The organism is Hoeflea sp. BAL378 (assembly GCF_000759435.1).
Classification (GTDB): domain Bacteria; phylum Pseudomonadota; class Alphaproteobacteria; order Rhizobiales; family Rhizobiaceae; genus Hoeflea.
The window spans coordinates 38778-51065 of record NZ_JRJG01000197.1 but is presented as its reverse complement, the minus strand read 5'-3'; the positions used below and the strand labels follow the sequence as shown (position 1 = coordinate 51065).

1 protein-coding gene is annotated in these 12288 nt (G+C 66.3%); it reads left to right on the top strand.

Features of this window, described 5'->3' with window-relative positions; translation table 11 throughout:
• Positions 1-26 precede the first annotated feature (26 nt).
• Entirely contained in the window at positions 27-12140 is a 12114-nt protein-coding gene (locus tag LL06_RS24940; RefSeq protein WP_280114142.1) for a tandem-95 repeat protein, read from the top strand.
• The last annotated feature ends 148 nt before the right edge of the window (positions 12141-12288 follow it).

The following is a 12288-nucleotide window of genomic DNA, read 5'->3' as shown; positions in this document are numbered from 1 at the left end:
CGGGCAATCTCACCGACAGCGGCACGATCGCCTTCACCGATGTCGACCTCCTCGACATCCATACCGTCCTCCCGGGTATCGTCGCCTCGAATGGCGCACTCGGCGCGTTGACGGCAAACGTCACAACGGACACCACCGGCACGGGCACGGGCGGCGTGATCAGCTGGAGCTACGGTGTCGCGGCTTCGGCCGTGGAATACCTGGCCCTCAATGAGACCAAGGTCGAGACCTTCACGATCACCCTGAGCGACGGCCGCGGCGGCACCGTCGAGCGCACCATCTCGGTGACCATCACCGGCACCAATGACGTGCCGGTCGTTGCCTCAGATGACGTCACCGGCGCGGTCACGGAACAGGTGACGCCGGCGGGCAACCTCACCGACAGCGGCACGATCGCCTTCACCGACGTCGATCTTCTCGATATCCACACCGTCTTGCCTGGCATCGTAGCCTCGAACGGCGCTTTGGGGACACTCACGGCCAATGTCACCACGGACACCACCGGCACCGGCACGGGCGGCGTGATCGGCTGGAGCTATCGCGTGGCGGCCTCGGCCGTGGAATATCTCGCCGAAGGCGAAACCAGGGTCGAGACCTTCACGATTACGCTGAGCGACGGCCGCGGCGGCACCGTCGAGCGCACCATCTCGGTCACCATCACCGGCACCAACGATGCGCCCGTGCTGGCCATCACCCAGCCGCTGGCGGTCACCGAGGCCGCCGATGCCCGCGCCCAGGACATCGCGCCCGTCTCCGGCAGCCTGTCGGTGACCGATGCGGACATCGGCGACACGCTGACGGCCTCGGTCAACGGGTCTCCGACGCTGGTCTGGAGCGGCGGGACGCTGTCGCCGCAGCAGGTGATCGACCTGACCGCGGCCCTTGCGGCCGGCAGGCTGACGCTGACGCCCAACACCTCCAATGGCGGCCTGCAAACGCTGGCCTATTCCTGGGATCCGTCCGCCTCCAATCTCGATTTCCTGGCCGCGGGCCAGACCCTGACCGTGAGCTACGCGATCTCCGTCTCCGACGGCAGGGCCAACTCCGCCGTGCAGCCGCTCACCTTCACCATCACCGGCACCAATGACGCGCCGGTGGCGGTCATGGACAGCGGCGGCATGACCGAGGACGACGGCTTCCGCATCTTCGATGTCAGGGCCAACGACACGCTCGACCCCGACGCGGGCGCCAGCAATGCGGTGACGATCGGAAGCCTCAGCTTCTCCGGGCTTCCCGCCGGCATCGACGCCAGCGACGTCGCTGTCACAGTGACGGCGGACAACCAGATCAGGGTGGAGCTGCTCGGCTCCGAATGGAACCAGATGTTCAACGGCCAGACCGGCCACATCTTCATCAACTACCGGCTTTACGGAGACAACGGCCAGTTCTCGAGCAACCAGCTGCTGGTGCAGGTCTCCGGGACCAACGACGCGCCGGTGCTCAATACGGTCATCGATCCGGCGATCACCATCGCCGAGGATTCGGTTCTGCCCGGCGCGGGCGGCGGCACGCTGGTCTCGGCGCTCGTCGGCCGGGTCGGCGGCGGCGGGCTCGACAACGTCACCGACGACAGTTTCCTGACCGGCATCGCCATTACCGGCCAGAACACCGCCAACGGCGTCTGGTACTATTCGGTCGACAACGGGGCGCACTGGAGCGTGATCGGCGCGGTCTCCGACAGCAACGCGCTGACGCTGCGGCCGGAGGCGCGCGTCGTCTTCGTGTCCAATGCCAATTACAACGGCGTCATCGCCGACGCGCTGACGATCCGGGCCTGGGACGGCACCGGCGGCGCCAACGGCTCCTACTTCAACACCACCGTCAATGGCGGCACGACCGGCTATTCGACCGCCACCGACACCGTCAGCCTGACGGTCACACCGGTCAATGACAACCCGACGATCACCTCCAACGGGGGCGGGGCGGTTGCCGCGGTCACGGTCGCGGAGAACACCACGGCGGTGACCACGGTTGCGTCCTCCGACATAGACGGCGGCGCGGCGCAGTATTCGATCCTGTCGACTTCGGGCACGGACTTCGCCCGCTTCACCATCGATGCGGTGACCGGCGTGCTGAGTTTCATCGCCGCGCCCAATTTCGAGGCGCCGGCCGATGCCGACCTCGACAATGTCTACACGATCGACGTGCAGGTGTCCGACGGCCTGGGCGGCACGGACATCCAGCGCATCCATGTCACGGTCACCGACGTTCCCGAAGCACCCACGGCGGCCAACGATTCCTTCGCGATCAATGAAGACGACGTGCGGATCTTCACGATCGCGGATCTCACAGGCAACGACACGAATCCGGCCGGCGGGCTGCCGCTGACGATCACCGGCGTCTCGAATGCGGTGAACGGCACGGTCTCGCTCAACGCAGGCGTGATCACCTTCACTCCGGCCGCCAATTTCTCCGGCCAGGCGAGCTTCACCTACACGATCAGCAACGGCGCGGGCACCGACACGGGCACCGTCACCATCGACGTGGCGCCGGTGGCGGACGCGCCGGTGATCACCGTTGTCCCCGCCGATCCGGCATCTACGCCCGAAGACACCGTGGTTCCGCTGAGATCCTTTTCGGTCGAGCTCGCCGATACAGACGGCTCGGAATCCCTGGTCTCGGTGGTGCTCGCGGGTTATCCGGCCGGCGCAACCTTCTCGCTTGGCCACCAGGTCGGCGCGACCTGGGTGTTCGACCAGGCGGCCGACATCGCCGCGCTCAACGCCGGCACCGTGACAATGACGCCGCCTGCCGACTACAACGGCGCCTTCGACCTGACCGTCACCGCCACATCGGAGGAAACCGTGGGCGGCAGCACCGCCAGCAGAACCGTGATCATCCAAATGACGATCAGCCCGGTCGCCGACGCGGCCGTCATCTCCGGCGATGTCGCGCGCGAAGTGCTGGAAGGCGTGGGGACTGCCGGCGACGTGGTGGCATCGGGAACGCTGCAGGTCAACGACGCCGATGGTCCCGCGTCCTTCATTGCCCAGGACATCGTCACCGCCTCCGGCGGGCGCTTCGTGCTCGGCACCGACGGCAACTGGACCTACACCATCTCCAATGCCAATCCGCTGGTCCACGGCCTCGGCGCCGGCGACAGCCTGGTCGAGCATCTGACCGTCACCAGCAATGACGGGACCCAGAGCCAGGTCACCGTCACCGTGCGCGGCGTCGACGATCTGCCGCCGTCGGTGACTTCGCTGTCCCTGACCCCGAGCGTGATCACCGATGCAATTGCAGGTGGAGCGGACCCGGTCGCCACGCTGACCATCACGTTCAGCGAAGCGATGGACCAGAGCGTCGCGCCGACCGTCACCTCGAACGCGGCCAGCACCCTGACCAATGCATCCGGGCGATGGACCTCGGCCACCACCTATGTGGTGAGCTACCTGATCGCCGACGCCAATGTCGAACTCGGCGCGGTGACCTTCACTGTCTCCGGCGCCAGGGACCTTGCCGGCAATCTGCAGGTGCCTGCCTCGGCGATGACGACCACCGGCGGAGCCACCATCGACACGCTGGCTCCGGTGATCGGCGCGCCGGTCATCGAAGGCGTCTCGGGCGGCGACACGACCGTCAACATCTCCGAAGCCGCGGGCGGCGTGACCGTCTCGGTCTCCATCACCGGCGCCGCCAGCGTCACCATCGGCGGCGTCGCCGCCACCCTTTCGGGCGGCAATATCTGGACGGCGTCGCTGACCGCAGTCCACGGGCTGAACAGCTTCGTCATCACGGCGGTCGACGCGGCCGGCAACATTTCGACGGCGAATGGTGGCTTCACCGCCGATCTTGCCGCGCCGGCGGCGCCCTTGCTCGACCTCGTCTCCGGCTCGGACTCGGGCGTCAGCGACACCGACGATATCACCAACGACACGACGCCGACGCTGACCGTCGCCGGCGAGATCGGCGCGCTGGTGGCGATCTATGACGGCGCTACCCTGGTGGGATCCGGCACCGTGGGGGCAGACGGGACCGTGGCGATCACCCTCTCGGCGCTTGCCCACGGCGTGCACTCCCTCGTGGCCTATGCCACCGATCAGGCCGGCAACACCAGCGCCGCCTCGGGGCCCCTGGCGGTGACGATCGATACGCAACTGCTGGCCGTCGATAGTTTTTCCAATCAGGTCCGCGTCAACCAGACGATTAACAACCGGCAGGAAAACCCGGGCGTGGTCAGCCTCAACGACGGCGGCTATTTCGTCTATTGGGAAAGCCAGCAGGGCGTGGCGGACTCCTGGGAGATCGTCGGGCGTCTCTACAATGCCGACGGCACGGCCCGCGGCAACGAATTCCAGATCAACGACGTGACCGCGATCCACCAGTGGACGGCCTCGGCGAGCGTGCTGAGCAATGGCAACATCGCCGTCGCCTGGTACAACTGGAACGGCGGCGGCGTCACCGGCATCAAGATCCTCAACCCGGCCACCGGCGCGACGGTCGTCTCCGAGTTCTCGATTCCCGGAGTGACCGGCGTCGGCTCCGTCTCGATTGCCGCCCTCGACGGCGGCGGCTTCGTGGTCTCGGCGCAAAGCGGCAGCAACGTCGTTGCCCAGAGATACACAAACGCCGGGGTGGCGGACGGCTCGCTGGTCACCATCGCGACCAGTTTCGGGGGAGGCATGGAAACCGACGCCTTGCCAGGCGGCGGTTGGGTTACCGCCTGGGTGGACCAGACCTCCTCCGTGCAGATGAAAATCTTCGGCGCCAACGGTGCTTTGGTCGCCACCGCGACCGTCGATGCGCAGGGGCTCACCGGCAATGAGACGTCAGGCCTCGACGTCACGATCCTCAACAACGGCAACTTCATCGTCGCCTGGGGCGGAAACCTCACCAGCGGCGGCAATGGAACGTCCGAAATCTTCGTCCAGATGTTTGCAAGCGACGGCACGGCGATCGGCACGGCCCGGCAGGTGAACACCACCACAGCCAATGCTCAAGGATCGCCTCAGGCGGTTGCCCTTGGCGATGGCGGCTACCTGATCGCCTGGTCTTCGAGCGGGCAGGACGGCAACGGCTGGGGCACCTACGCCCAGCGTTTCGACGCGGCCGGTAATCCGGTCAATGGCGAATTCCGGGTCAGCGATGCGACGACGGGGAACCAGGTTGTTGGCGGCACCGGCCGTGACGGCCTCGCGCTTCTGCCCGACGGCTCCGTGGTCGCGGTCTATACCGACACGTCCTCGGGAACGAACGACATCGCCTCCCGTCATTTCTCGCTGTCGGGCGGGGTCCTGGCCACGATCACCGATGGCGACGGGCGTCTCGTTCCGGCGGAACTCGCCGCGGTCGGCTTCACCATCGCTGGCCTGCCCGCCGATCTGGCCAGCGCCACAGCCACCTTCTCGGACGGCACGACCAGCGTCCAGGTCGCGGTCACCGGCAATGGCTCGTTCACTGCCGATCTGACCGGCCTCACCGGCACGACGATCACCCTGTCGCTATCGGCCACCGACCGGGCCGGGAATTCCGGCACGTTCACCGGCCTGGATTCGTCCATTGTCGTTCACAATGTCGGGCCGGTCGCCGTGGCGGACAGCTATACGACCACTGAAGACACCCCGCTGGTGGTGGCGCCCGCACAGGGCGTGCTGGCCAACGACACCGACGGCAACAACGATCCGCTGCGTGCGGTGCTTGTCACCAACGCGGCCCATGGCCTGGTGGTGCTCAACGACGACGGCAGCTTCACCTACACGCCCACGGCAAACTATGCCGGCCTGGACAGCTTCACCTACACCGTCAACGATGGCACGCTGGACGGCAACACGGTGACCGTCTCCCTCACTGTTGCCGCCGCCAACGATGCGCCGACGACGCCTGTCGACATCAATCCTGCCGCCAACAGTGTCGTGGAGAATGCACCCGTCGGGACCGTCGTCGGCATCACGGTGAACGCGTCCGATGTCGACAGCGCCAACATCACCTACACGCTGGTCAACGACGCCGGCGGCAGGTTCGCCATCGACGCGGTGACCGGCATCGTCACCGTGGCCGGCGCGATCGACTACGAGCAGGCGACATCGCACACGATCCGGGTCCGCGCCAGCGACGGAACTCTCGGCAGCGAGCAGGACTTCGTCATCGCGGTGCGCAACGTCCACAACGGTCTGGGCGACGGCGGCTTTGAAACGACGAATGTCGGGGCTCCCGGTTACGTCTATGCGCCGTCCAATCCGTACTGGATTTTCACCGGTGCTCCGGGAAGCGGCAGCGGCCTTCAGAACAACGGCAGTGGCTTCATTGCGCCGACAACCACAAATGGTGGGCGGACGGCCTTCATCCAAGGCACTTCGTCGATGACCCAGACCATGGAGCTGGATGCCGGCGCGTACTCGCTGACGTTTCAGGCTGCCGGCCGCAATGCCTATCTCGGCTCGAACCCGATCAAGGTGTTTGTCGACAACGTCGAGGTTGGCAGTTTCACGCCGACGGTCAATGTCTGGGGCGACGTCACCGTCAGCTTCACGATAGCGACGGCGGGCACCCACACGCTGCATTTTGCCGGCCAGACCTCCGGCGACGCCACGACCTTCATCGACCGCGTCGGCGTATTCTCCGGCGACCGGACGGCCGTGCTGACGGAGGACGCAGGCGTCAATGGCAGCGGCAACCTCGTTGCGTCCGGCACCGTGGTGGTCAACGACGCCGAGCCTGCGGATGTGGCATTCGTTGCGCAGACGACGACCACGGCTCAGGGCGGCACCTTTACGCTCGGCACCAACGGCGCCTGGACCTACAGCATCCCGAACGGCGCGGCGAACGTTCAGGCACTTGGCACCGGTGCAAATTTGATCGACACGGTGACCGCCGTCACCGTTGATGGCTCGCGCATACCGGTCCGGATTGAGGTGCATGGCATCAACGACAACCCGACGCTGACGGGCCTCAACGGCGTCACCTTCCTCGAGAATACCGTCAACGCCGCGCCGCAGATCATCGACGCCAATGTCGTCTTCGCCGATGTCGACAGCGCCAATCTGGCCGGCGGGACGCTGACCGTCTCCGGCTTCATCGCCGGGCAGGACACGATCGGCATCCGCAACCAGGGCGCGGGCGCCGGCAACATCACGCTCAGCGGCGCCAATGTGCTTTACGGCGGCACGGTGATCGGAACCTTCGCCGGCGGCAGCGGGGCGAACAGTCTGGTTGTCACGTTCAACGCCAACGCCACGCCCGGGGCGGTCGACGCGCTGATCCAGAACCTGACCTATGCCAATTCGTCGGACACGCCGACGGCGTCGCGCACCCTGACCATCACCGTGACCGACGGCGATGGCGGCACGGTGTCGGCCACCAGCGTGGTCAACGTGACGGCGGAAAGCGACAACGCAACGCCGGTCGCGCTGGCCAATCTCTACACCATCAATGAAGATACCCCGCTCAGCGGCGCGGTCACGGGCACGGACGGCAATTCCGATCCGCTGACCTACGCGCTGGTCGCCAACTCGGTGGTCGGCGGCACGGTGACCAGCTTTGACGCCAATACCGGCGCCTTCACCTTCGTCCCGCACGCCAACTTTGCGGGCACGGCCTCGTTCCAGTTCGTCGCCAGTGACGGCACCCTCGACTCAGCCGCCGCCACCATCTCCATCGACGTGGCGCCCGTGGCCGATGCGCCCGCGCTGACGGTGCCGGCGGCGGGCGCCGTCGACCCCGAGGCGCTCTCGGGCGATGTCGTCGTCAACGCCACGACGGCAGGAACGCAGCGATTCGCGTCCGTAGCGGCGATCGACGGCGGCTATGTCGTGACCTGGTCGTCCCTGGGTCAGGACGGCGACGACTTCGGCATCTATGCGCAGCGCTACGCGAGCGACGGCACGCCGCAAGGCGGAGAGACGCGGGTCAACACCACGACGGCAGGACTGCAGCAATATTCCTCCGTGGCGGCGATCGACGGCGGCTATGTCGTGACCTGGATGTCGGACGCCGGGAGCATCAGCAGCTACAATATCCATTCGCAGCGCTATGCGACTGACGGCACGCCCCTCGGCGGTGAGACGCAGGTCAACACTGTAACGGACAACAGCCAGGCCTATTCCGCCGTGGCGTCGATCGCCGGCGGCTATGTCGTGACCTGGTCGTCCTCCGGTCAGGACAGCAGCACCTGGGGCATCTATGCGCAGCGCTACGCGAACGACGGCACGCCGCAAGGCGTTGAGACACAGGTCAACACCACGACGGCCAGCGCGCAGACCTACTCCTCGGTGGCGGGGATCGCCGGCGGCTATGTCGTGACCTGGTCGTCCCTGGGTCAGGACGGCGACAGCTATGGCATCTATGCGCAGCGCTATGACAGCAACGGCGTCGCCCAGGGTGTTGAGACGAGGGTCAACACCACGACGGCGGGCAGTCAGGACTACTCCGCTGTGGCGGGGATCGACGGCGGCTATGTCGTGACCTGGTCGTCCTTCGATCTAAACGGCAGCGGCTACGACATCTTTCAGCAACGCTATACGAGCGACGGCGTCGCCCTGGGCGGCGAGACGCGGGTCAACACCGAGACGGCGTCCCATCAGCAACACTCCTCCGTGGTGGCGGTCGATGGCGGCTATGTCGTGACCTGGTCGTCGCTCAATCAGGACGGCGACGATTTCGGCATCTATGCGCAGCGCTATACGAGCGACGGCGTCCGCCTCGGCGGCGAGTTCAGGATCAACGCCGACATTGCAGGAGAACAATTCACCTATGGGTTCTTTGGTGGCTCGCAGGTCGCGGTCATGAACGACGGAACGCTCGTGGCGGTCTGGGACCAGGATGGGGCCGATATCGAGCACCGCCGCTTCCAGCTTCCTGCGGGAGCGAGCGGCAATGAAGATGCCGCGATCGGCATTCCCGTCTCGGCGGTGTTGACCGACACCGACGGCTCGGAGACGCTGACTGCGCTGACGCTCTCCGGCGTGCCCGCCGGAGCGACGATCTCGGACGGGACCAACAGCGTGGTCTCGATCGGCGCGGCGATCTCGGTGCTCGGCTGGAACCTCGCGACCCTGACCTTCCAGGCGGCGGCCAATGCGAACGGCGCCTTCAACCTGACGCTGACTGCGACCGTCACGGACACGGCGACGTTGTCGACCGGCGCGGTAAGCGACGTCGCGAGCTTCAGCCGGGAGTTTGCGGTGACGGTGACACCGGTCAACGACAACCCGACGCTCACCGGCCTCGACGGCGTCACCTTCCTCGAGAATACCGTCAACGCCGCGCCGCAGATCATCGACGCCAATGTCGTCTTCGCCGATGTCGACAGCGCCAATCTGGCCGGCGGGACGCTCACCGTCTCGGGTTTTGTCGCGGGCGAGGATACGATCGGGCTCAATCTGGGCGGTGTCTTCACCATGGCGGGCAGCCAGGTCAGCTACAACGGTCAGTATATCGGAAACCTGTCGGGCGGCTCAGGAGCGAACCCGCTCACCATCTCGTTCAATGCCTTCGCCACGCCCGCGGTGGTCGATGCGCTGATCCAGAACCTGACCTACGCCAACGCCTCGAACACGCCCACTGCGTCACGCACGCTGACGATCACGGTGGCCGACGGCGACGGCGGCACGGTCTCGGCCACGAGCGTGGTCAACGTGACGGCGCAATCCGAGACGCCGCTGGCGGTCGCCGGCAACGACGTCATCGATCCGGTGCCCAATGGCTGGACCTGGTTCGCGAATAACGGCCATATCTACAAATATGTGGCGACCGACACGGTCTGGTCCGGCGCCGTCACCAGCGCCGCCGGCCAGATCGTCGGGCAGTCCTACCTGGCGACCAGCACCAGCGGCGCGGAGGACGCGTTGATCGACTCGCTGGCGGGCGGCCGCATCCATCTCGGCGGTTCGGACGAGGCCAGCGAAGGCACCTGGCGCTGGGTGACCGGGCCGGAGGCCGGGCAGGTGTTCTGGATCGGCGGCCCCGGCGGCGCGGCCCAGAACGGCGCGTTCACCAACTGGTCTTCCGCCAATCCGGGCAATGTGTCCGGCTATGGCGGGGCGGAGAACTACCTCGCCACCGATGCCAACAACAACTGGAACGACATCGACGCAAGCAACAGCGGATTGCCGGCGATCGGCTACATGGCCGAAGCCGGCGGCTTGGATGGCCGGACCTACGCCGCCATCACCGAGGATGCGCCGTTCACCTTCGCGGAAAGCTGGCTGCTCGCCAATGATGCGAACGCGCCCGCGCACATTCTCTCGGTTTCCGCGACCAGCACCGCGGGCGCCACGGTCTCCCTGAATGCGGGACAGATCACCTATGACGCAAGGACCTCGGCGTCCCTGCAGTTGCTGAGCACGGGCCAGGCGCAGACCGACACCTTCACCTACACGATCAGCGACGGCAACGGCGGAACCTCGACGGCCACCGTGACCGTCAATGTGCAGGGCGTCAGCACCGCGCCGGCAGTGTCCAATCTCAAGGTGACGGCGACATCGATCGGCTTCACCATCACCGCTTCGGATTCCGGCGGTATCACAATTTCGCCCTCGATCGCCGCGGATGCCCTGGGCACGAGTTTCGGCCTCGGCCAGCACACGGTGACCATGACTGCAGCAACTTCCTCCACCTCGGTGCCGGTGAATTTCACCGATGGCGTGGGAGGCTCCGTCGTGCCGTTTTCCCTGTCTCGCGGATCGAACATCAGCGATATGCTCAATGCAACCACGCTGCCCACCGCAGCCGTCATTTTTGGATTTGGCGGCACCGATTCGATCACCGGCACCGGCATGAACGACTACATAATCGGAGGAGCGGAGGCAGACTTTATCACCGGGGGCCAAGGTGCCGATCGCTTCCTCTATGGTGCAGGGGACACCGCACTTACCTTGACCTCTGCGAGTGGTAACCAGGGCTCCATTTCAGGCTACGACATCATCACCGATTTCGACGGGAGCGTCGACCGGCTCGATTTCGCGGTCGCGCCCCAGGTGGCGACGGTCAACGGGCCGATCGTCAACGGCACCGATTCCGTAATCCGCTACGTCAACGGATCCGGCAATGAAGTCGGCGCCCACAGGATCCTGAGCGGCGGCGCCATCGAGTTTTCCGATGCAGCTTCGCCCTTCATCGCCCTGACGCTCGACAGCGGCCAAGCGGTCGCCGCCGTGGTCGACTATCTCGGTCGCAACGATATCGGCGCCGCAGGAACGCTCGTAGCCTTTACGGCGAACTATTTGGGCTTCAACCGCACCTTCGTCTACCAGCAGGTCGGAGAAACACCGAATGCGGCGAACGACATCCTGATCGAGCTCCGGGGTGTGACCGGCCTTGGCAATCTGGCGACCGTGATTGCGGCCGCGATGGACCCGATCGTCCTCGATCTGAATGGCGACGGGCTTCACTTCACCGGGGCGAGTTTCGATCTCGATCACGACGGCGTGGCGGATTCGATCGCCTGGCCTTCCGGCGGCGATGGTCTGCTGGTGGCCGACCTGGACCGGTCCGGCGCCATCGAAGGCGGCAACGAGGTCTTCTCGCTCGATTTCAACGGCGGGGATTTCGCCACGTCGCTCGAAGCGCTGGCATCGCTCGACAGCAACCGCGACGCCCGGTTCGACGCCCATGACGCGCGGTTCGGCGATGTGCAGCTCTGGATCGACGCCAATGGCGACGGCGTCAGCGGCGCCGGCGAACTCATCGGGCTCGCCGAAGCGGGCGTTGCCGCGATCCGTCTCGACGCCCATGCCACGAGTTACGGTGTCGACGGGCAGCGCGTGTTCGCCGAGGGCGTTTACGAGACGGCCGACGGGTCGACCGGAGACTTCTTCGGGCTCGATCTCGGACCCTTCACCGGCACGGATGGACCGGCGGTGGCTGGCGGCGCGGGCGGGGCAGGGGCCGATACCTTTGTCTTCGACGCCTCGGCCCTGTCGGACGCCCTCGGGGCCGGCGGAATCAGGGACCTGATCGCCGACTACAGCTTCGGCGAGGACAACATGGTCGATCTCTCGGCGCTCCTGGCCTCCAAGACGGCCAGCGGATCCGATGCGGCCACTTATGTCCATATCGGCCAGGGCTTCCTGGAAGTCGACATCGACGGGGCAGCCGGTGCGGCCGATTTCGTGCGCATCGCCGAACTCCCCCCGGTGCACGGCATGGATGCGCTCAGGATCCTGGTCGACGACGAGCCGACGTCGTCGGGCCATCCCGTCTGACCGCGGCAGGGCCGCGCCCGGCGCATCCCGCCGGGCGGGACCACCGCCGCCGTGGGGCAGGGCGGCGCAAGGCAACGGGTGAGTTGGGAACGGCGCGATGTCGACCCGCCACTCCGGCATAGAGCCGGGGTGGCGACGGACGGGAAGG